This is a genomic window from Catellatospora sp. NPDC049111 (assembly GCF_040648615.1).
In the GTDB taxonomy this organism is placed as follows: Bacteria; Actinomycetota; Actinomycetes; order Mycobacteriales; family Micromonosporaceae; genus Catellatospora; species Catellatospora aurea.
This window is the reverse complement of record NZ_JBEZEB010000008.1, coordinates 36,543-57,584: the sequence shown is the minus strand read 5'-3', so window position 1 is coordinate 57,584 and position 21,042 is coordinate 36,543. Positions and strand designations below refer to the sequence as shown.

The following is a 21,042-nucleotide window of genomic DNA, read 5'->3' as shown; positions in this document are numbered from 1 at the left end:
GACGGATGATCCGCAGGCGGGTTGTGGTCTCGGGTGAGGTGCAGGGCGTCTACTACCGCGACACCTGCCGGCAGCAGGCCCGGGCGGCGGGCGTCGCCGGGTGGGTCCGCAACCGGCACGACCGCACGGTAGAGGCCGTCTTCGAGGGTACGCCCGACGGCGTGGACCGCCTCGTCGCCTGGACCCGGCAGGGCCCCGAGCTGGCCATCGTCGACGACGTGGCGGTCTTCGAGGAGAGCCCCGAGGGCCTGTCCGGCTTCGACATCCGCCCCACCGCCTGACCTGCCCCTCACGCCCCGCGAGGTGGGGAAGGTGCCCTTCCGCTACCTATGGCGATGTGCAGGTGCCCTTCCTTTCCGCACAGCTAGGTGGGGGTCGATAGGATCGGCGCGGCGAATCGAGTTCCTGGGGAGGCCGCGCCATGGTGGATTACACGAACACGCCGCGCAAGCCGGCGGTGCCCGTGTGGGCGTGGGTCGCGGGCGGGGTGGCCGTGCTGCTCTGCTGCTGCCTCGGGGTGGCCGGGGCGCTGTTCTACTACCTGCGGGCCGGGACCGAGAAGCCGGGTGGGACGACCGCGGTCGCGCCGACCGGGACGTGGCAGCAGCAGCTCGCCGGGATCGACGGGGTGCGCAACTACCTGGCCGATGGTGAGCTGAGTCAGGACCACGCCCCGGGTGCGGTGGTCTACCCGCAGCAGCCGCCGGTCGGCGGGCAGCACAACGGCACCTGGCAGAACTGCACGGGGGCCGTCTACGACGCGCCGATCGCGAGCGAGCGGGCCGTGCACAGCCTGGAGCACGGCGCGGTGTGGATCACCTACCGGCCCGGTCTCGGCGACGGCGACGTCCGGGCGCTGGCGGCGAAGGTGTCCGGGCGCGAGTACCTGATGCTGAGCCCGTACCCGGGCCAGGACAAGGCGATCTCGTTGCAGGCCTGGGGCTACCAGCTCAAGGTGGACAGCGCGGACGACCCGCGCATCGACTTCTTCATCAACGCCGCCCGCCGCAACGCCGCGCCCGAGGTCGGCGCGCCCTGCTCGGGCGGCACCCGGGAGACCGGGGAGCTGCCGCCCGCCGGGACCGCGGCATGAGCGGGCAGGCCGTCGGGGCCGGGGTCGCCCGGGACATCACCATGTACGGCACGCCCGTGCTGCACCGGCCCACGGCGCAGGTCGCCGACTTCGGGCCGGACCTGCACCGGCTGGTCGCCGACATGTTCGCCAGCATGTACGCGGCGAACGGGGTCGGCCTGGCCGCGAACCAGATCGGGGTCGGCCTGCGCGTCTTCGTGATGGACTGCCCCGACACGACCGGCGGCCCGAACGTGGTGGCCCACGTGGTCAACCCGGTCCTGGAGCTGCCCCCGCCGCCGCGCGAGCTGGCGGTGTCCGGGGAGGGCTGCCTGTCGGTGCCCGGCCAGCGCGGCGAGGTGGCGCGTACGGCGGTCGCGGTGGTGACCGGGGTGGACATGTACGGCGAGCCGGTGCGCATCGAGGGCACGGAGCTCGTGGCGCGCTGCCTGCAGCACGAGTGCGATCACCTGGACGGCACGGTCTACGTGGACCGGCTGACCGCCAAGGAGCGCAAGAAGATCCTCAAGGCCGCCGGGCTCACGCCGGACTGACGGCCGCGCCATATTCACGTTCTTGACACTGTTAACACTTCCTGCATAGATGTATTTATTGTCAACGCAGCTATCGCGCCGCGTCGACAATGCGTCCCATCAGGACTTTCGTCAGGGAGTGAACCGGTGCTTCGTGCGTATTTCGCGCGCCACAAGTCTGCGTCGACCTGGGCCAGATCCATCCTGCACGAGGCGGCCTTCGCGCTGAACCTCAAGGTCGACACGATCCACGTGCCGGACCAGTGGGCGCCCTACGACAGCCTCGGCGACTACGTGCGGGCCACCCGCCCCGATCTCCTGATCATGACGAACGCGAAGCCGGAATGGGTGGACACGCTGCCCGAGACGCGGGCGTTCCACCTCATCCGCGACCCGCGCGACATCGTGGTGTCCGGCTACTTCAGCCACCTCAACAGCCACCCCGAGGTCGTCGGCGGGGTGCCCTGGCCCGAGCTGGTGACGCACCGGCGCAACCTGCGCACCCTCGACGAGGCCGGCGGCCTGCTGGCCGAGGTCGAGTTCAGCGGCATGTTCCTGGACCCGATGGCGCAGTGGGACTACGCCCGCCCCGGGGTGCTGGAGGTGCGCATGGAGGACGCCATCACCGACCCGGTGAAGTCCTGGACCCAGATCCTGCACCACCTGGACCTGCTCACCCCGGAGGGATCCGGCCCGGAGCAGGCCCGGATGGCCGCGGTCCGCTGGAACGTCGCCGCCCGCCGGGGCATCCCGAAGGCGCTGGCGTATCCGCGCCACGTGCTGCCCCGGCTGCCCCTGCGCCGCCTGCCCGGCGCGTACGTGGCCGACGCCTGCGCCCGGTTCTCGTTCAGCCGCCTGGCCAAGGGACGCGAGCCGGGGCAGGAGGACGTGCACAGCCACTACCGGCGCGGGGTCGCGGGCGACTGGCGCAACCATCTCGCCGCCGAGCACCTCGCCGCGTTCCGGGCCCGCTACGGCGACCTCGTGGAGCGCCTCGGCTACGAGTGGTGACCCGGCGCGTCAGCCGTGCTCGGCCGGCGGCTCGCCGTTGACCCGCAGCGCCGCGCCCGCGGCGTCGAGCGCCCGCTCGCACTCGGCCGCCGTGGCGGCGACAGCGGTGGCGTACGCCACCCGGCCGTTGACCGTGCCCTGCGGCGGCGGTGAGCGCCGGTCGCCGGGTTCGGCCAGCAGCGCCAGCTCGTCCACGGCGCTCGGCAGCCCGGCCCGGTCGAACGCCAGCGTCTCGATGACGGTGCCGGGCTGCGCCGGGTAGAAGAAGCGCACCCCCGCCACCAGCTTGCGGTCGGGCGCGGCGGCCGGAGGCAGCCCGCAGGCGACCGCGGCCGCGGCCAGCGCCACGTCGACGCCGGTGGCGCGCAGGCCCAGGTAAGGGATCATGTCGCCGCCGAGCCGCCCGTTCACCTCGATGATGCGCGGCCCCCGCGAGGACAGCTTGATCTCGGTATGGGTGACCCCGTCGCGGAACCCGAGCGCCGTGTGCGCGGCCTGCAGCAGCCGCGGCAGTTGCGGATCGTGCAGCAGCGGGTCGTCGCCGTGCACGTAGTGCCCGATCTCGATGCAGTACGGCGGGTGCCCGATCTCCTTGCGGGCCAGGCACAGCGGGGTCACCACACCGTCGTGCACCGCCGCATCGACGCTGATCTCCTCGCCGTCGACGTACTCCTCCAGCAGTACCTGGGGTCGCCAGTCGGGTAGCGCGCCGTGCCGGACCGCGCTGGTGAACTCGTACGCCGCGGCCAGCTCCTCGGGCCCCGTCACCTTGATCACGCCGACGCTGAGCGCGAGGTCGCTGGGCTTGAGGATGACCGGATAGCCGATCCGGGCGGCCTCGGCGAAGGCCTGTGACAGCGAGCCCACCGGCACCGACGCGGGCTGGGCGACCCCGGCGGCGGCCAGGGCGCGGCGGGTCAGCAGCTTGTCGCGGCAGCGCGCGGTCACGGCCGGGTCGCCGGGCAGTCCCAGTGCCACGGCCAGCTCGGCGGTCTGCAGCGTGCGGGCCTCGTCCCAGGTGAACACGCCCGCGACCGGGCCGTCGGGCAGCCGCTGGGCGGCCTCGGCCATCGCCGTCACGTCCAGCAGGCTGCCCAGTTCGGTCGCGCCGGCGACGTAGTCCAGCTCCCAGGTCGGCGCGACCCCGGTGAACACGTGCACCCGGTAGGCCGGGGCCAGCGAGCGGAGCAGGTACTCGCGGAACTCGCGCTTGCCGGTGCGGACCATCAGCAGCAGCGGACGATCGTCGTGGACGGCCATGCCTCTTCCTCTCGACCCCGTTGGTGTCCGATATGCGGGATCGGCACGCACAGCCTCACGCGCCGATCCCACGATGTCAACCGCTGTCGATGTATCTAGGCGCGAGCGCGGCGGCTCACGACAGCAGCCACAGCGGCACGAAGTCGGCCATGGCCTGGTATCCGGCGTCGTTGGGGTGGATGTGGTCGCCGCTGTCCCACTCCGCCCGCAGCTTCGACGGCGCGGCCGGGTCGCGCAGCAGCTGGTCGAAGTCGACCAGGCCGGTGAACTCGGCCCGGTGGGTGCGGAGGTACTCGTTGATCGCCAGGCGGCTCTGCTCCTTCTCCGGCGTCCAGGACGAGAAGCCCTCGAACGGCGTGATCGTGGAGATCACCACGTCTATCCCGGCCAGCCGGGCCTGGGCGGCGAGCTGCCGCAGCCCGCCGATCACCTTGTCGGCCGGGTCGGCGTAGATCTGCAGGTCGTTGATGCCCAGCGCGAGCACGACCGTCTGCACGCCGGTCTGGCTGAGCACGTCGCGCTGCAGCCGGGCCAGGCCGTTGACGCCCAGTTCGGCGTACCCGATCTCGGTGCCGTCGTGGCTCACCGCGTTGCCGGCCAGGCCCTGGTTGAGCACGCCGACCTCGGTGTGCGGGGCGTGCCCGGCCAGCAGGCGCGCGGCCAGCCGGTCGGTCCAGCGGGCGTTGCCGTTGATCGTGGACTGGCTGCCGTCGGTGATCGAGTCGCCGAGCACCACCACCGAGCCCGGCGACCTGCGGCTGAGCACGTCGACGCCGGTGAGGAAGAACCACGAGTTGCGGGTGCCGGTCAGGGTCGCGCCGGTGGGCTCGGCGACAGTGTCGCCGCTGCCGTAGTACGCCGCCTGCCGCGAGGTCCAGTGCCAGGTCGCCGGGCCGGTGGCGACGGGCAGGTAGATGCTGACCACCAGGTCGGACAGCTCGGGCACGGTCACCGGCAGCGGGTCGCTGACGACCTGGCCGCCCTTGGGGATGGTGATGCCGGGCGCGCCGTTGAAGGTCAGCTCGGCGACGCTGGCGGGCAGCACGTCGGTGAGCGCCGGGGTGGCCGCGTCGGGCCGGGCCACGGTGGCGTGCCCGATGGTCACCGCGCCGGTGCCGAAGGTGTTGGACAGCCGGATCCGCGCCGCGCTGCCGCCCACCGAGGTGTGCACGATCATGCGGATGGTCTGGTCGGCGAAGCCGGTGCCGGACAGGCCCGCGCCCGCCCCGGTGGGCGCGGCCGACCAGGAGCCGACCCACTCGTCCTTCGCGCCCGCGGTGGCCCCGCCACCGGGCCCGGCCAGCACGCCGAGGGTCGTGGCCAGCAGGGCCGCGGCGAGCAGCGCCCGCCGCGTCGAGGGGTGCTTCACAGGGGAGAACCTCCTTGGGCGGGCAGCGAGCCACGCACCGTCGTGGGGGTGTGCGGCACCCAAATTACGAAGAAATGTTTGCACGAGTCAATATCTGCCGACTCAGCTGATTGGACGGTCCGGACAGCTTTACCGCCTGGCGGTGTGAGCGGTGGAGCGCACCGAGCTGCGCCACTATGGTGCGAGATATGGACCTTCGTGACCTCGACCGGCGTGCGCTCGCCGCGGCCGCCTCGGCCGTGAACCGAGTCAAGCGCGCCGATCTCGCCCGGCCCTCGCCGTGCGGCGACTGGACCCTCGGCCAGCTGATCGGGCACATGATCGGCCACAATCGCGGCTTCGCCGCGGCGGCGGCCGGCAAGCCCACCGATCCGGCCGTCTGGGACGACCTGACCCCGCCCGCCGACCCGCGCCGGGCGTTCGCCGACTCCGTCACCCTGGTCACCAAGGCGTTCAGCGCGAAGACGCTGCTGGACCGCAAGATCGAGGTGTACGGCTACGGGACCTTCACCGCGCAGACGGTGCTCGGCATGCACTTCGTCGACTTCCTGGTGCACGCCTGGGACGTGGCCAAGTCGACCGGCGCGGACGCCACGCTCGACCCTGACCTGAGCGCGTCGGCCATGAAGATCGCCCTGCGCTGGCCCACCGACCGCCCCAGCAAGGCCTTCGGCGTCATGGTCGAACCGGCCGCGGACGCCTCGCCCAGTGACCGGCTCGTCGCCTACCTGGGCCGCTCCCCCGGCTGGCCGGACGGCCACTGAGCCGACGCGGCCCGCAGCTCGGTCAGCGTCGACTCGAGCTCGCGCAGGTTCGCCCGCACCACCGCCGCCCGCCGCTCGGCGTCCCGGCGGCGGGCCAGGTGCACCTCTTCCACCGTCTCGTACACCTCGGGCAGCTCCAGCGCGGCGACGTGCTGGAGCGCCGCGGCCGACGTGACGGCGTACGGCCGTGCCAGCCGCCGCCTGCCCCGGCGTGCGGTGACGGTCCAGCCGCCCCCGGCGTACGCCAGCGTCACCGACACCGGCACGGCCGGCCCGGTGTCCACCAGGCCCATCCGGCGGCCCAGCTCGGACAGGTACTCCTGCCACAGGGGCAGGTCAGGGGCAGCCTTGCCCGGTTTGATGTCGTCGATCTGCCGCCACAGCCGCCACCCGAACACCGGCGTCAGCGTGGCCGCGAAGTACGCCACCCCCGCCAGCCACAGCCCGCCGGACAGGCCGAGCGTCTCCACCGCCCACGCTCCGACCATGCCGCCCAGCGGGATGCCGCCGAACGTGATCGCGCCGGTCAGCCCGAACACCCGGGTCTGCATCGCCCGCGGCACCCGCTCGAACATCAGCAGCCCGTACGTCGGGTTCACCGAGGACATGGCCACCCCGGACACGAACGACACGGCCAGCGCCACCCGCAGGTCGTCGCTGAGCGCCAGCACCAGGAAGCGCGGCGCGCCGCCGACGAAGTATCCGATGACGAGGGTCGCGTACCGCGGCAGCCTCGTCACCAGCGCCGCGAACGCCGCCCCGCCCGCGATCGCGCCGAGCGCGAAGGCTCCGCCGATCCAGCCCAGCGCCACCGGCGAGCCGAGGTGCTCGCGTACCCACATCGGAATGAACACGACCGCGCTGGCCTGGTTGAACAGGTTCGTCACGAACATCATGCCGACCAGGCTGCGCAGCAGCCGCTCCCGCCGCACGAAGCCGAACCCGGTGCGCAGCCCCTGCCAGTAGGACTCCTGCGTGCCGCGGGCCGGGTGGTTCTGCTCCCGGGTGATGCGCACCAGCGCCACCACGACACCCGCGCAGGCCGCGAAGGTCGCCGCGTCGGCCCAGATCGCGCCGACCGGGCCGAGCCACGCGATCAGCACCCCGGCCACCGCCGCGCCGATCACCATCGCCATCCGGTTGAGCGCGGAGAACACCGCGGTCACCCGCGCCATCGGCGTGCCCGACGCCTCCACCACCGGCGGCAGCAGCACCCGCTTCGACTTGTCGCCCACCCCCCGCAGCGCGCCGAGCGTCGCGACGAGCGCCACCAGCACGGCGAAGTCACTGCCGCCGAACGCGGCGATCGCGCCGACGACCAGCGCACTGCCCAGGTCGGTGCCGATGGACACCTCGCGCACCCCGAACCGATCCGCCAGCGGCGTGCCGAAGATCCCGGCCAGGATGTACGGCAGCGCCTCGGCGAACGCCACCACCCCGACCTTCGTCGGGTCGTCGGTCGTCACCAGGACCAGCCACGGAATGGCCAGGAACGACATGCGCGAGCCGACGGTCGACACCAGCTCGGCGCCGAGCAGCCCGATCAGCGCCGCCCTGCGCCGCATCGCCACCTCCTGGACCAGGCCCAGCCGGGCCGTCGTGCGGATCGACCCTACCGACGAAATTCGATCTCCGTCCATATCGGCCGATCGGGTGATCGCGGCCGACACCTTCCCGGGCCGCCGGTGCGGCCATAACATCAGCGGGTGAGGTTGGAGCTGCGGCACCTGCGGGTGGTCTGCGCGATAGCCGACGCCGGCAGCGTGACCAAGGCGGCGGCGGTCCTCGGCCTGGCCGCGCCCGCCCTCACCACCCAGTTGCAGCGCATCGAGCAGGCCTTCGGCGGCCGGCTGTTCGAACGCGACCGCCGCGGTGCCCGTCCCACCCCGCTCGGCGAGCTGGTGCTGGCCCGCGCCCGGGTGCTGCTGCCCGCGGTGCAGGGATTGCAGGACGAGGCGACCCGGTTCGCCGGGCTGGCCCGCGACTCCGGCGGCGACGGGCTGCCCGGCTATCGCATCGGCGCGGTGAACGGCCCGCTCATCGGCGGCGTCGTGCACCGGCTGGCCGCCGCGCAGCCCAGCGCTTTGCTGAGCACGTACCCGTCGTGGTCGTCGGCGGAGCTGGCGGCGATGCTCGCCGACGCCCGGCTCGACTTCGCGTTCATCGGGGCCTGCGGCGAGACCACCCCGCCCGACGACGGCCGCCTGATCTGGCACACCGTCGCCATCGCACCGGTCTTCGTGCTGCTGCCCGCCTCCCACCCGTACGCCGACGCCGACGAGATCGAACTCGCCGACCTGGCCGGCTCCCGCTGGGCGGCCACCCCCGGCGACGGCTGCTTCGCCGACTGCTTCGCCGCCGCCTGCGCCCGCGCCGGCTTCACCCCCAGCCCGATCCACGAGAGCGACCTCGGCGGCTGCTCCGACCTGGTCCGCGGCGGCAGCGTCGTGGCCCTGTGCCAGCCCACCTTCCGCGAGACCGCCGGCGTGCGCACCGTCCCCCTGGCCGGCACCCCCTTACGCTGGCGCCACCTCCTCGGCTGGCACCCCGACTCCCCCGCCGCCCGCGTAGCCCCCCGCCTCATCCACTACGCCGAGGAGTCCTACACCGACGCCACCCACCAGGCCCCCACCTACACCCGCTGGCTAACCCACCACCCCCACCCCACCCCGTCGCGTTGATCATGAACTTGTGGCCGTGTTCGACGGCGTGTCGCTGCCACAACTTCATGATCACTTAGCGGGGGCGGGCAGGCCCGGACAGGTAGCCCGGTGGCGGGATCGGATGCGGTGGTGATCCCACGAACGCCGTTAGCCTGGCTAAGCTCAGACGGTGATCAGATTCCGTGCGCCGGTGACGGCGGTGCTCGCGGTGGTGACCATGTTCAGCCTGCAGGGCTGCATCGGGGTCGGCGACTCGTGGACCCGCGACCAGGCCGCACCCGATGTCGCCACCTCACCCGCCGCCGCGCGGCCCACCGGAAGCCCGGCCGCCGCCACGACGTCCGCCGGCGCCACCATCAGCCGCGTCGAGTCCAATGTGGCCGCCATCGGCAACCCGACCTGCGGCGGTGTCCTGCCCCAGACCGTCGCGGTGACCGCGGAGATCGCCGACGGCGGCACACCGGTGACCGCCAAGGCGCGGTACGCGATGACCGGCGGCAACTACACCGGCGAGGTCACGCTGACCCGCGACGCCACCATGGCCCGGTACACCGCGACCCTGCCCAAGCTGGAGAACAAGCACTTCACCGGCGCGGCGACCAACATCTTCGTCACCGTGACCATCCAGGGCGCCACCGCCCAGCAGGGCTTCACCTCCATCACCGTCACCCCCTGCGGCGGCAGCACCCGCGCCTGACCGGGCACCGCACCGCCGACCAGGCGCGACGCGGTGCCCGACGACCGGCGCGAATCAGCGCGACACCGCTGGCAGGCGGCGCAGGAAACGCCGGTCATCCGGCGCGATCCCGGCCACCGGGCGACTCGCCGCGAGCACCACGTCGAGCGCCCCGTCCGGGTCGGCCGCGTAGTGCCCGCTCGCCCAGGCCGCGTTCGCCTCGATCACCGCCCATTCCGGACGCCCGGCCCCCGCGCCGGCGAGCAGCCCGACGTCGACCACCACCGCACTCGGCAACTCGGGCATCCCCACGGCGAAGAGGATCGACGCGAAGGCCGCCGCCTCCGCGCACCGCGGGTCCTCCGCGGACGCGGCGAGATCCAGTTCCCCGTCCACGGCGTACCTGCTCGCGGCGAGCACCCGGCCCGCCGCCACGAACAGCCGAAACTCCACCTCGAAGCGCACCACGTCACTGACCAGCACCGGGGCGTCGTCCTCCAGCACATCCGGCCCGGGAAGACTCGTACCGGACGCGTAGACCCCGGCCGGGAAGCTCTTGTCGTCCGGCGGCTTCACGAACGCGGGCCGGTCCAGCAGGCGCGCCTGCGCGAGGGTGGTGAACACGATCTCCCGGCGGGTCGCCTCCCGCGGCAGTTGGGCGAGCCAGTCCTGGTCGGGCTCCAGCAGCCCGGCGCCGAGTTCCGCGCCGACCGCGTCGGCGAACAGCGGCCCGGCGTAGAGGTGCGCACCGGGGTGCCCCGCCAGGTGCTCGGGCAGCCGCCAGGTGTGCAGGGTCTCCACGCGCATGCCGCGCCGGCGCGCGGCGTCGGCGAAGGCCAGCCCGGTCTCGGTCACTCGCGGCGGCAGGATCAGCACTCGTTCCACGCCGCGCCATGCTGCCAGCCCGCGCGGCGCGGGGCCAGCCCGATTCCAGGTCGCCGCAGACCGGTCGCGACACACCGCCGCCGGTCGACCGGCGAGCACGGGCGAGCGCGCCGCGGTCCGCCGCCGGGCCGGGTCAGGCCGCTTCCGCGGCGGCGGGCGTACGCCCCCGCCGGATCGCCCCCGCCCCCGGCCGGGTCACCACCTCCCGGGGCGAGCCCATCTCGTGCCCGTCGGCGCAGGCCAGCGACACGTGCACGGCCGACCCGCAGTCCCGGTGCACCATGTCCACCGGCGGCCCCGCCGGATCGGCGAGATACCGGTCGCCCCACTCCCGCACGGCGACCAGCACCGGATACAGGTCGAAGCCCTTCTCCGTCAGCCGGTACTCGTGGCGCTCGCGCTCGCCGGGCTCCCGGTATGGCACCCGGCGCAGCACACCCTGCTCGACCAGCATGCTGAGCCGGTTGGTCAGCACCTGCCGGGGCATGCCGCTGTGCTCGCGCATGTCCTCGAACCGGCGGATGCCGTTGAAGACCTCCCGCAGCACCACCAGCGTCCACCGCTCGCCGAGCACGGCCATGGCCCGAGCGACGGTGCAGTTCTCGGCCGACCAGTCGAGTGCGGTAGGTCTCACCCCACCAGGCTAAGTCTCGTTGACAGACTCAGCAACAGGCTGCCAGGCTGAGTCCATGACGCAGACCCAGACCGAGCCGGCCGCGACCCTGGCGACCGCGGAGCGCACCCGCACCTTCTCCTGGTCCGACCCGCGCCGCAACGCCGCCGAGCTGGGCCGGTCGAGCGGCCTGGAACTGTTGCAGGCGATGTCGCGCGGCGAGCTCCCCGCCCCGCCGGTGATGCACCTGCTCGGCATGGAGGGCCTGGAGGCCGAGGAGGGTCGCGTCGTGGTCACCATGCGCGCCCAGGAGTTCCACTACAACCCGCTCGGCGGCGTGCACGGCGGCATCCTGGCCACCCTGCTCGACACCGCCGCCGCCTGCGCCGTGCACAGCACCCTGCCCGCCGGCGTCGGCTACACCTCCCTGGACCTGACCACCAAGTTCCTGCGCCCCGTCAGCGTCGACTCCGGCCTGCTCCGCTGCGAGGGCACCGTCATCTCCCGCGGCCGCCGCACCGCCCTGGCCCAGTCCCAGCTCACCGACGACCGCGGCCGCCTGCTCGCCCACGCCACCTCCACCTGCCTCATCTTCGACGCGTAAGGACAAAGGAAGGGCACCTTCACATCGCTCCGCGATGTGAAGGTGCCCTTCCTACCACTCCCCCAGAGTGTCCCTGGTCAGAGCGTGTTGGCCCGGGTCACGTCGCGGTACCAGAGCGCCGAGTCCTTCGGGTAGCGCCGCTGGGTCTCGTAGTCGACGTAGACGAGGCCGAAGCGCTTGTCGTAGCCGAAGGCCCACTCGAAGTTGTCCAGCAGGGACCAGGCCAGGTAGCCGCGCACGTCCGCGCCGCCGGACAGGGCCGTGTGCACGGCCCGCAGGTGCCCGTCGAGGTACGCGATGCGCTCCGGGTCGGCCACCCGGTCCCCGGCCCGCGCGTCGGCGTACGCCGCGCCGTTCTCGGTCACCATCAGCGGCGTGCCCGGATACTCCTTGGACAACCGCAGCAGCAGGTCGGACAGGCCGCTCGGGTCGACCGTCCAGCCCATGTCGGTGACCGGTCCGGGCTGCGGCAGGAACGCCACCCCCTCACTGCCCGGGTACATCGGGTGCGCCGCCGCGCCGACCTGGGCCCGTACCAGGGCGGGCTGGTAGTAGTTGATGCCCAGCAGGTCGATCGGCGCGCCGATGACGGCGAGGTCCCCGTCGACGATGGCGTCCGCCGCGCCGAACCGCTCGAACAGCCCCAGCATGTCCAGCGGGTACCGGCCGCGCAGCACCGGGTCCAGGAAGATCCGGTTGAGCACCCCGTCGACGCGCCAGGCCGCCGCCACGTCGTGCGGGTCGCCCGGGTCGTCGGGGCTGACCCGGGCCAGGTTCAGGGTGAGCGACAGCTCGCGTACGCCCGCCGCGCGCAGCGCCTGCGCGGCCAGCCCGTGCCCGAGCAGCAGATGGTGCGCGGCCCGGAAGGCCTGCCGGTTGTCGGTGTGCCCCGGCGCGTGGTCGCCGCTGGCGTAACCGAGGAACGCCGATACCCACGGCTCGTTCAGCGTGGTCCAGGTGCCGACGCGGTCCGCGAGCCGGGACGCGGTCACCGCGGCGTACTCGGCGAAGTACGCCGCGGTGTCCCGGTCCCCCCAGCCGCCCCGCCCGTGGGACTGCAGCGCGAGCGGCAGGTCCCAGTGGTAGAGCGTCGCCATCGGCTCGATCCCGTGCGCCAGCAGCTCGTCCACCAGCCGGTCGTAGAAGTCCAGCCCGCGCACGTTGACCGGACCGGTCCCGTCCGGCTTGACCCGCGGCCACGCGATCGAGAAACGGTACGTGCCGATGCCCAGCTCGGCCATCAGCGCGACGTCCTCGCGGTAGCGCCGGTAGTGGTCGCACGCGACGTCCCCGGTGTGCCCGGCGAACACCCGGCCGTCCCGGCGAGCGAAGCTGTCCCAGATGGACGGTCCGCGCCCGTCCTCGGCCGCGGCCCCCTCGATCTGGTACGCCGCCGTCGCGGCCCCCCACCGGAAACCCTCCGGGAACCGGAGCACCTCCGCCGATGCCTGCACCTGCACTGTGCTCATCCCTTCACCGCGCCCTGCATGATGCCGCCGATCAGCTGCTTGCCGAGCAGGCCGAACACGAGCAGCAGCGGCAGCGTGGCCAGCAGCGTGCCGGTCAGCGCCAGCGAGTAGTCCTGCACGTAGCCGGCCCGCAGCTGGGACAGCGCGACCTGGACCGTCTGGTTCTCCGGCGAGGCCAGCACGACCAGCGGCCAGAGGTAGTCGTTCCAGACGTTGAGGAAGGTCAGCATGCCGAGCACGGCCGCGGCGGGCCGGGCGACGGGCAGCACCACGTGCCAGAACAGCCGGTGCGTGGCCGCGCCGTCGATGCGCCCGGCCTCCAGCAGCTCGGTCGGCAGCGCCTCGGACAGGTACTGCGTCATGAAGAACACGCCGAACGCGTTGACCAGGGCGGGCACCGTCACCGCGAGCAGCGTGTCGTGCCACTCCAGCTTGGTGACCAGCATGAACAGCGGGATGATGCCCAGCTGCATCGGCACCATCATGGTGCCGACCACGGTCAGCAGCAGCGCGGTGCGCCCCTTGAACTTCAGTTTCGCGAACGCGAACCCGGCCAGCGTCGAGAACAGCACCACCGACGCGGTGTTGATGCCCGACACGATCACGGAGTTGAGCAGTGCCTGGTCGAACGGCACGGTCTCGAAGACCCGCTTGATGTTCTCGATCAGGTTCGCGCCCGGCAGCACCGGCGGTGGCACCTGCGCCAGGGCCGAGTTGTCCTGGCTGGCCACGACGACGCTGAAGTACAGCGGGAACGCGGTCAGCATCAGGACCCCGGTCAGCGTCAGGTAGACGATTCTGCGTGTCATCGGGAGCTCCGGATCCGGCGCGTGATCAGGTAGTTGACGGCGGCGGCGAGCACGATCAGGCCGAACATCACCCAGGCGGTGGCCGAGGCGTAGCCGAACTCGAAGCCGCGGTTGAAGCCGTGCTCGTACATGTAGAGGGTCAGGGTCTGGAACTGCCGGTCGGGGCCGCCGATGATGCCGTTGGGCCCGCCCCCGGCGAACAGCTGGGGCTCGGCGAAGACCTGCAGGCCGTAGATCGTCGACACGATGACCACGAAGATGATGGTGGGCCGGATCGACGGGATGGTGATCTTCCGGAGCTGCTGGCCGGCGGTCGCCCCGTCGAGCGTGGCCGACTCGTACAGCTCCTTGGGCACGGCCTGCATCGCGGCCAGGAAGATCAGGGCGTTGTACCCGGTCCACCGCCACGTGATCATCGCGGCGATGGCCACGTGGGAGGACGCGACGCCCGCCTGCCAGTCGATACGCCCGAGGCCGAAGCTCTCCAGCAGCCAGTTGATCAGGCCGAAGTCGCGGCCGAACAGCTGGCTGAAGATGACCACGACCGCGACCACGCTGGTGACGTTCGGCAGCAGCATGCCCAGCCGCCACAGCGTCTTGGCCCGCAGCGGCCGGTTCACCAGGTGCGCCAGGATCAGCGCGAGGATCAGCTGCGGGATGGTGGACAGGGCCAGGATGGACAGGGTGTTGCGCAGGGCGTTCCAGAAGTACGGGTCGGCCAGCAGTTCCGAGTAGTTGCCCAGGCCCACGAACGAGTGCTCGTCGGAGAGCAGGCTCCAGTCGTGCAGCGACACCCAGGCGGTGTAGCCGAGCGGGAACAGGCCGAAGACCGCGAAGAGGATGAAGAACGGCGAGATGTAGACGTACGGGGACAGAGACGTGTCCGCCTTGTAGAGCCAGGTGCGCACGGAGCGCTCCCCTTCCCTGAAGGGCCCGGTGACCGGGCGGGCATCGGTGTGCGCCGCCCGGCCCCCGGAAATCGGTGGAAACGCGTCAGCCCAGCTTGGCCACGTCGGACAGGACCTGCTTCCAGGCGTCGTCGGCGGACTGCTTGCCCTGCTCGATGCGGCCCAGCCCGGCGCCGATCGTGTTGAACACGTCGCCCTGCTTCGGGCCCTGGTGCTGCGGCTGCACCGCCTGCGCCGAGGCCGTGAAGATCTTGCCGAGCGGCGCGTTGTTGAAGAAGGGCTTGCTGAACCCGGTCAGGTCCGGGTCGGTGTACAGCGACGGGGTCGACGGGAAGTTGCCGGTCGCCTTGAAGATCTTCTTCTGCTGCTCCGGCGCGGTCAGCCACTTGATCAGGTCGTACGCCGCCTGCGCGTTCTTGCCCTGCTTGGGCAGCGCCAGGTGCGAGCCGCCCATGCTGCCCGCACCGCCCGGGACCGCCGCGATGTCCCACTTGCCGGCCGCGTCCTTGGCGTTGGTCTCGATGTACGCCGTCATCCACGCCGGGCACACGATGGTGGCGAAGGTGCCCTTGCCGAACGCCGCGCTCCACTCCGGCGTCCAGGCCGCGAGCTTCGCGGACTGGTCGGCGGCGATCGCGTCGACGGTCAGGTCCCAGGCCTTCTTCACGGAGGCGTTGCTGTCCACGATGAGCTTGTCGGCGTCGTCGTACACGCCGGTCGGGGCCTGCTCGACCATGGCCCGGAACATGTTGCCCGACGCCTCCATGAAGTACGACTTGGGCGCGGCGGCCTTGTACTTCTTGCCGGTGGCGACGTACTCCTCCCACGTCGGCCACAGCTTGGACACCTCGTCCCGGGCGGTGGGCAGGCCCGCCGCCTTGAACAGGTCGGTGCGGTAGCACATGGCCATGCCGCCCACGTCGGTGCCGAGGCCGATCAGCGTCTTCTTGTCGGTCGACAGGCCCTGCTGCCACTTCCACGGCAGCCACTGGCTCTCCAGCGACCCGGCGCCCAGGTCGAGCAGGTTGTGGAAGCGGTTCGGGGTGGCGGTGAAGCTGGACAGGTAGCCGATCTCGACGGCCTCGATGTCGGCCGCGCCGCTGCCGGTAGCCAGGTGCGAGATCAGGCTCTGGTGGTGCGCGGCGTAGTCGGAGATCCGCTCCTTGATCGTGATGTTCGGGTGTGCCTTGGAGTACTCCTCGTACAGCGGCTTGAAGCCGAAGTCGCCGAAGAGCGCGACGTTCAAAGTGATCTTCTCGTTGCCGCCGGGCTGCTCGTCGGAACCGCACGCGGCGATCGCCAGCAGTCCGGTCACCATGATCGGGACCAGCAGGCGGCGCAGGGAGGCACGCATGACGACCCTCCTTGGGGGTGTCAGTAGGAACCCGGCCGCTCATCAGGGCAATTCGCGGCCGGGATGAGAGAGCGCTCTCACAGCAGAGAATGGAGTCGGACCTAGGCCCTGTCAAGGGTTGATTACCTTCTCGTTACCGAGCTGTGCAATCGCTCTCTCCCTGAAAGCGCTCTCACGTGCGGCTTCGTGCCGTAACGGGAAGGAGGTAAGGTCACCTTCGTCGGACCCGCCCGGGGCGGGTCGCACAGGAACAGGGAGCACGCATGAGCCAGGCACATGAGCGGCCTACGTTGGAGGCCGTGGCGCGTCTGGCCGGGGTGTCCCGGGCGACCGTCTCGCGGGTGGTCAACGGCTCGCCCAAGGTCGCCGAGCCGATCCGCAGCGCGGTGCGCCGAGCCGTCGAGGAGCTTGGTTACATCCCCAACGCGGCCGCCAGGAGCCTGGTCACCCAGCGCACCGACTCGATCGCGCTGGTCCTGCCGGAGAGCGCCAGCCGCGTCTTCTCCGACGACCCGTTCTTCCCGAGCATCATCCACGGCGTCAGCCAGGAGCTCGACGCGGCCGACAAGCAGCTCGTGCTGATGATGACCAACACCGTCGGCGGATACGAGCGGGTCGAGCGCTACACCACCGCGCGGCACGTGGACGGGGTGCTGTTCGCCTCGACCCACGGCGTGGACCCGCTGCCCGGACAGCTGCACCGGCTCGGCATGCCGGTCGTCGTCAGCGGCCGCCCCCTGGGCCGCTCGGCGGTCCCGTACGTCGACGTGGACCACATCGGCGGCGTGCGGGCAGCCGTGCGCCACCTGCTCGACTCGGGCCGGTCCCGCATCGCCACCATCGCCGGGCCGCAGGACATGGTCGCCGGCATCGACCGGCTCGCCGGCTACCGCGCCGAGCTGCGCGGCTCCGACCGGCGCTCGATCGTGGCCGTCGGCGACTTCACCCGCGAGTCCGGCGCGACCGCGATGCGCCAGCTGCTGGAGGACGACCCGCAGCTCGACGCGGTCTTCGTGGCCTCGGACCTGATGGCGCACGGGGCCATCACCACGCTGCGCGAGCTGGGCCGGCGCATCCCCGAGGACGTCGCCGTGGTCGGCTTCGACGACTTCGACATCTCCCGCTACACCGACCCGCCGCTGACCACCGTCCGGCAGCCGATCCTGGAGCTGGGTCGGGAGCTGGCCCGCCAGCTGCTGCGGGTCATCGCGGGCGAGGAGGTCCCGCCGGCCGTGGTCCTGCCGACCGAACTCGTGGTACGCGCATCAGCCTGACCGGATTCGGATATACAGGACTCATGGCTGAAGAAGTGGACGTCATCGTCCTCGGCATGGGCGTCGGCGGCGAGGAGGTCGGCGGCAAGCTGGCCATGGCCGGGCTGAGCGTGCTCGGCATCGAGAACCGGCTCGTCGGCGGCGAATGCCCGTACTGGGGCTGCGTCCCCAGCAAGATGATGATCCGGGCCTCCGGCCTGCTGGCCGAGGGCCGCCGGATCAGCGGCATGGCGGGCTCCTCGGAGGTCTTCCCCGACTGGGCCCCGGTGGCCAAGCGCATCCGGGAGGAGGCCACCGACTTCTGGGACGACAAGGTCGCCGTCGACCGGTTCACCGGGCGCGGCGGCCGCTTCCTGCGCGGCACCGGCAGGCTGGCCGGGCCGAAGCGGGTCGAGGTCGACGGGCAGGTCTACACCGCGCGCAAGGGCGTCGTCGTCGGCACCGGCACCAAGGCCGCGATCCCGCCGATCCCCGGGCTGGCCGAGACCCCGTTCTGGACCAACAAGGAAGCCATCGAGGTGGAGGACCTGCCGACGTCGCTGACCGTGCTCGGCGGCGGGGCGATCGGCCTCGAACTGGCGCAGATGTTCCAGCGCTTCGGGGTCCGGGTCACCGTCATCGAGGCGATGGACCGGCTGATGGCGTACGAGGAGCCCGAGTCGTCGGAGCTGATCACCGAGGTGCTCCAGCGCGACGGCGTCGCCGTGCACACCGGCTGCCGGGCGGTACGGGTCGACGGCAACACCGTGCACCTGGCCGACGGCCGGGAGTTCGCCTCGGAGAAGCTGCTCGTCGCCACCGGGCGCACCGCCGACCTGCACAGGCTCGGCCTGGACACGGTCGGCCTGGACCCGGCCGCCAAGGAGATCACCGTGGACGGGCACATGCGGGCCGCCGACGGGCTGTGGGCCGTCGGCGACTGCACCGGCCACGGCGCGTTCACGCACATGGCGATGTACCAGGCGGCCATCGCGATCCGCGACATCCTCGGCCAGGAGGGACCGCCCGCCGACTACCGGGCGCACCCCCGGGTCACCTTCACCGACCCCGAGATCGGCTCGGTCGGGCTGACCGAGGAAGCGGCTCGCCACCAGGGCATCCACGTGCAGACCGCGTACACGAAACTGCCCGAGTCCACCCGCGGCTGGATCAACAAGGTCGGCAACGACGGGTTCATCAAGCTCGTCGCCGACCGCGACCGGGACGTGCTCGTCGGCGCGACCTCGGCCGGGCCCACCGGCGGCGAGGTGCTCAGCGCGCTGGCCGTCGCCGTGCACGCCCAGGTCCCGGTGCACGTCCTGCAGCACATGATCTACGCGTACCCGACCTTCCACCGCGCCATCGAGGCGGCCGTGCAGCAACTGGAGGTGTAGGGCACACTGCGGGCATGCGCAAGCTGATCGTCCGGCTCGGGCTGGCCGGCATGGCGGTGGTCCACCTGTGGTGGGGGCTATGGGCCTATGCGGCCCCACGCCACTTCTTCACCACGTTCCCCGGCCTCGGCCACCACTGGACCGCCGCGTACCCGCCCTACAACGAGCACCTCACGGCCGACCTGGGCGCGACCTTCCTGACCCTGGCCGTCCTGCTGGCCGTGCCCGCGATCCGCTACCGCCGCGCCACCGCCCGCCTCGCCCTCGCCGGCTCCATCACCTTCAACACCCTCCACCTGGGCTTCCACACCTTCCACCACGGCACCCTGACCGGCCCCGACCTCTGGGCAAGCCTGTTCACCCTGATCGCAGGCCTCGCCGTGCCGGTCTCCCTCTTCCTCCTCGCCCCAAAGGAAGGGCACCTTCTTAACGCTCCGCGTTAAAGAAGGTGCCCTTCTTAACCTTCGTCATGCACTGAGCTGCGGGTTTCCTCAGGCGAGCTGGGTGGACTGGAGGCGGGCGTACGAGCCGCGCCGGGAGAGCAGGTCGTCGTGCGGGCCGATCTCCTCGATGCGGCCGTCGCGCATGACGATGATGCGGTCGGCGTTGCGGATGGTGGACAGGCGGTGCGCGACGACGAAGACGGTACGGCCCGCGACCAGCCGCTCCATCGCCTGCTGGATCAGCGCCTCGGAGTGGGTGTCCAGGGCGGAGGTGGCCTCGTCGAGGATCAGCACGCGCGGGTCGCGGATCAGGGCGCGCGCGATGGCCAGGCGCTGGCGCTGGCCGCCGGACAGGCGTGCGCCGCGCTCCCCCACCACCGTGTCCAGCCCGTCGGTGAGCTGGTCGACGAAGTCCAGCGCGTTCGCGTCGGCCAGCGCCTGGCGCACCCGCTCCAGGGGCACGTCGGCCATGCCGTACGTGACGTTGTCGAAGATGCTGCCCTCGAACAGGATCGGCTCCTGCGGCACCACCGAGACGAAGCGCCGGTAGGTGCGCAGGTCCAGGGTCTCCATGTCGCGGCCGTCGAGCAGGAGGCGGCCGGAGGTCGGCCGGAGGAAGCCGATGACCAGGTTCAGGATGGTGGACTTGCCCGCGCCCGACGGGCCGACCAGCGCGATGCGCTCGCCCGCCGCGACGTCGAGGTCGAAGTCGCGAACAGCGCTGCCTGCCGCGCCGTCGTACGCGAAACCCACGCCCTCGAAGCGCACCGCGCCGCGCACCTCGTCGACCCGCAGCTTGCCCGCGTTGACCTCCAGGTCGGGGGCCTGCAGCAACTCGCCCGCCGAGCGCACCGACTCCAGCCCCTTGACGAAGATCGGGCCGAGGCTCATCAGCGTCATCACCGAGCCGGTCAGCGTGGAGAAGTACGCGCTGAGCATCACCACGTCGCCCTCGGTGATCGGGGCCCAGCCGTAGTACGCGACCAGCGCCGAGCCGGCCAGGCAGGCCACGCTCAGCACCTGCATCTGGGTCCAGGCCAGCGCACCGAAGCGGCCGTTGAGCAGGTCCAGGCGCAGACCCGCGCGCAGTACGCGGTCCAGCGAGCCGTCGACCCGGCGCAGCGCGTCGCGCTCCAGGCCGTGCGCGCGGGTGATCGGGATCAGCGTGGTCATCTCGGCGACCCGCGACGACAGCCGCTCCACCTCGCGGCGGAACGACTCGTTGTCCGTGCGCATCCGGTTGCGCAATTTCATCACCAGGAACGCCGCGCACGGCACCAGCACCAGGAAGACCGGCAGGAACAGCGGGGCCCGAAGCGCGATCACGACGGTGCCGCCGAGCAGCATCATCAGCGCGCCCACGCCCACGTCGCCGGCCTGCTGGACCATCTGCTCGATCGCCTCGACGTCGCGGATCACCTTCGACTGCAGCACGGCCGCGCTGGAGCGGGAGTGGTAGCCGATGGACAGCTCCTGCATCCGGCGGCACAGGGCCGAGCGCAGCCGGGTGCCCATGCGTCGGACGGAGCCGCTGTGGTTGCGTACGAACAGCACGTGGAACGGGTAGTTGAGGCTCAGGCAGGCGAGCATCAGGCCGGCGTTCCACCACAGCCGCTCGACGGGTTCGTGGCGCACCACGACGTCGATCACGTTGGCGGTGACCAGGGGCAGCAGCCAGGTCGGGCTGTGCTTGACCGCGAACGCCAGCACCCCGAGCAGCAGCCGCCAGCGGTCCTCGCGCAGCAGGTAGGCGACGGTGCGCACCGGGTGTTCGCCGTGGTAGCGGTGGTCAAGGGGGTGCTGGGCCAGCGCCATGTTCGTTACCTGCCTCGCCGGGCGGCCCGCGCGCTTCGGAGGGTCCTCGGGTGCGGCGAGCAGCCCTTCGCCTTCGAAGTCCGGGCACGAGCCTAGGCGACGGCGACCGGTGCGGCCAGGGCGGCCTGCGTCACGCCGTCGCGGTGG

General features: G+C 71.9%; 21 protein-coding genes. 11 read left to right on the top strand and 10 right to left on the bottom strand.

Annotated features, from left to right (window positions below):
- The first annotated feature begins 5 nt into the window (after nt 1-5).
- The 4 genes from AB0B66_RS14380 (at nt 6) to AB0B66_RS14365 (ending at nt 2,616) form a co-directional block, all read left to right on the top strand.
- Nucleotides 6-281, top strand: coding sequence for an acylphosphatase (locus tag AB0B66_RS14380; RefSeq protein WP_360528412.1), 276 nt, complete (start codon nt 6-8; stop codon nt 279-281).
- Between the two features lie 140 nt (nt 282-421).
- Complete coding sequence (locus tag AB0B66_RS14375) at nt 422-1,093, top strand: DUF3105 domain-containing protein (RefSeq protein WP_360528409.1); 672 nt, start codon at nt 422-424, stop codon at nt 1,091-1,093.
- Nucleotides 1,090-1,626 carry a peptide deformylase gene (gene def, locus AB0B66_RS14370; protein WP_360528406.1) on the top strand — a complete coding sequence of 179 codons (537 nt, stop codon included), beginning with the start codon at nt 1,090-1,092 and terminating at the stop codon, nt 1,624-1,626. Before AB0B66_RS14375 ends, def begins: the two co-directional genes overlap by 4 nt.
- A gap of 126 nt (nt 1,627-1,752) precedes the next feature.
- On the top strand, nt 1,753-2,616 hold the full coding sequence (locus tag AB0B66_RS14365; protein WP_360528403.1) for a hypothetical protein: 864 nt from the start codon (nt 1,753-1,755) through the stop codon (nt 2,614-2,616).
- Nucleotides 2,617-2,625: 9 nt separating this feature from the next.
- Here the strand turns inward: AB0B66_RS14365 and AB0B66_RS14360 are convergent, their stop codons facing one another.
- Both AB0B66_RS14360 and AB0B66_RS14355 read right to left on the bottom strand, forming a co-directional pair.
- Nucleotides 2,626-3,876: an ATP-grasp domain-containing protein gene (locus tag AB0B66_RS14360; protein ID WP_360528400.1), complete on the bottom strand. Its 1,251-nt coding sequence runs from the start codon at nt 3,874-3,876 to the stop codon at nt 2,626-2,628.
- 115 nt (nt 3,877-3,991) lie between these two features.
- Nucleotides 3,992-5,245 (bottom strand): SGNH/GDSL hydrolase family protein, encoded by a 1,254-nt coding sequence (locus AB0B66_RS14355; RefSeq protein WP_360528397.1) that lies wholly within the window; start codon nt 5,243-5,245, stop codon nt 3,992-3,994.
- Between the two features lie 188 nt (nt 5,246-5,433).
- On the opposite strand from AB0B66_RS14355, the gene AB0B66_RS14350 reads away from it, so the two are divergent.
- Complete coding sequence (locus AB0B66_RS14350; protein WP_360528394.1) at nt 5,434-6,009, top strand: TIGR03086 family metal-binding protein; 576 nt, start codon at nt 5,434-5,436, stop codon at nt 6,007-6,009.
- Here AB0B66_RS14350 and AB0B66_RS14345 read toward each other — a convergent pair.
- On the bottom strand, nt 5,970-7,574 hold the full coding sequence (locus tag AB0B66_RS14345; protein ID WP_360528392.1) for an MFS transporter: 1,605 nt from the start codon (nt 7,572-7,574) through the stop codon (nt 5,970-5,972). The genes AB0B66_RS14350 and AB0B66_RS14345 overlap by 40 nt on opposite strands.
- Nucleotides 7,575-7,715: 141 nt before the next feature.
- On the opposite strand from AB0B66_RS14345, the gene AB0B66_RS14340 reads away from it, so the two are divergent.
- Both AB0B66_RS14340 and AB0B66_RS14335 read left to right on the top strand, forming a co-directional pair.
- A complete protein-coding gene (locus AB0B66_RS14340) occupies nt 7,716-8,690 on the top strand; it encodes a LysR family transcriptional regulator (protein ID WP_360528389.1) in 975 nt (324 codons plus the stop codon).
- Nucleotides 8,691-8,841: 151 nt separating this feature from the next.
- Nucleotides 8,842-9,369 (top strand): hypothetical protein, encoded by a 528-nt coding sequence (locus tag AB0B66_RS14335; RefSeq protein ID WP_360528386.1) that lies wholly within the window; start codon nt 8,842-8,844, stop codon nt 9,367-9,369.
- Nucleotides 9,370-9,423: 54 nt separating this feature from the next.
- Here the strand turns inward: AB0B66_RS14335 and AB0B66_RS14330 are convergent, their stop codons facing one another.
- Entirely contained in the window at nt 9,424-10,233 is an 810-nt protein-coding gene (locus AB0B66_RS14330) for an ATP-grasp domain-containing protein (protein WP_360528384.1), read from the bottom strand.
- 133 nt (nt 10,234-10,366) lie between these two features.
- A complete protein-coding gene (locus AB0B66_RS14325) occupies nt 10,367-10,867 on the bottom strand; it encodes a helix-turn-helix domain-containing protein (RefSeq protein ID WP_360528381.1) in 501 nt (166 codons plus the stop codon).
- Nucleotides 10,868-10,922: 55 nt separating this feature from the next.
- Between AB0B66_RS14325 and AB0B66_RS14320 the strand changes: the two genes are divergently transcribed.
- Entirely contained in the window at nt 10,923-11,450 is a 528-nt protein-coding gene (locus tag AB0B66_RS14320; protein ID WP_360528378.1) for a PaaI family thioesterase, read from the top strand.
- Nucleotides 11,451-11,527: 77 nt separating this feature from the next.
- Here the strand turns inward: AB0B66_RS14320 and AB0B66_RS14315 are convergent, their stop codons facing one another.
- The 4 genes from AB0B66_RS14315 to AB0B66_RS14300 all read right to left on the bottom strand — a co-directional run bounded on the left by AB0B66_RS14315 (nt 11,528) and on the right by AB0B66_RS14300 (nt 15,990).
- Nucleotides 11,528-12,919: a GH1 family beta-glucosidase gene (locus AB0B66_RS14315; RefSeq protein WP_360528375.1), complete on the bottom strand. Its 1,392-nt coding sequence runs from the start codon at nt 12,917-12,919 to the stop codon at nt 11,528-11,530.
- Nucleotides 12,916-13,728: a carbohydrate ABC transporter permease gene (locus AB0B66_RS14310; protein ID WP_360528372.1), complete on the bottom strand. Its 813-nt coding sequence runs from the start codon at nt 13,726-13,728 to the stop codon at nt 12,916-12,918. Before AB0B66_RS14310 ends, AB0B66_RS14315 begins: the two co-directional genes overlap by 4 nt.
- A complete protein-coding gene (locus AB0B66_RS14305; RefSeq protein ID WP_360528369.1) occupies nt 13,725-14,636 on the bottom strand; it encodes a sugar ABC transporter permease in 912 nt (303 codons plus the stop codon). The genes AB0B66_RS14310 and AB0B66_RS14305 overlap by 4 nt, the downstream gene beginning before the upstream one ends.
- An 85-nt stretch (nt 14,637-14,721) precedes the next feature.
- Nucleotides 14,722-15,990 carry an extracellular solute-binding protein gene (locus AB0B66_RS14300; protein ID WP_360528366.1) on the bottom strand — a complete coding sequence of 423 codons (1,269 nt, stop codon included), beginning with the start codon at nt 15,988-15,990 and terminating at the stop codon, nt 14,722-14,724.
- Between the two features lie 263 nt (nt 15,991-16,253).
- On the opposite strand from AB0B66_RS14300, the gene AB0B66_RS14295 reads away from it, so the two are divergent.
- Genes AB0B66_RS14295 through AB0B66_RS14285 form a run of 3 tightly spaced genes read left to right on the top strand, consistent with a single transcriptional unit; the run spans nt 16,254 to nt 19,080 of the window.
- On the top strand, nt 16,254-17,264 hold the full coding sequence (locus AB0B66_RS14295; RefSeq protein WP_360528363.1) for a LacI family DNA-binding transcriptional regulator: 1,011 nt from the start codon (nt 16,254-16,256) through the stop codon (nt 17,262-17,264).
- A 23-nt stretch (nt 17,265-17,287) separates the two neighbouring features.
- On the top strand, nt 17,288-18,637 hold the full coding sequence (locus tag AB0B66_RS14290; RefSeq protein ID WP_360528359.1) for an NAD(P)/FAD-dependent oxidoreductase: 1,350 nt from the start codon (nt 17,288-17,290) through the stop codon (nt 18,635-18,637).
- 14 nt (nt 18,638-18,651) lie between these two features.
- The gene (locus AB0B66_RS14285; RefSeq protein WP_360528356.1) at nt 18,652-19,080 is read left to right on the top strand and encodes a hypothetical protein; all 429 of its coding nucleotides are present in this window, start codon (nt 18,652-18,654) and stop codon (nt 19,078-19,080) included.
- A gap of 48 nt (nt 19,081-19,128) precedes the next feature.
- Here AB0B66_RS14285 and AB0B66_RS14280 read toward each other — a convergent pair whose 3' ends face one another.
- On the bottom strand, nt 19,129-20,895 hold the full coding sequence (locus AB0B66_RS14280) for an ABC transporter ATP-binding protein (RefSeq protein WP_360528353.1): 1,767 nt from the start codon (nt 20,893-20,895) through the stop codon (nt 19,129-19,131).
- Nucleotides 20,896-21,042 lie beyond the last annotated feature (147 nt).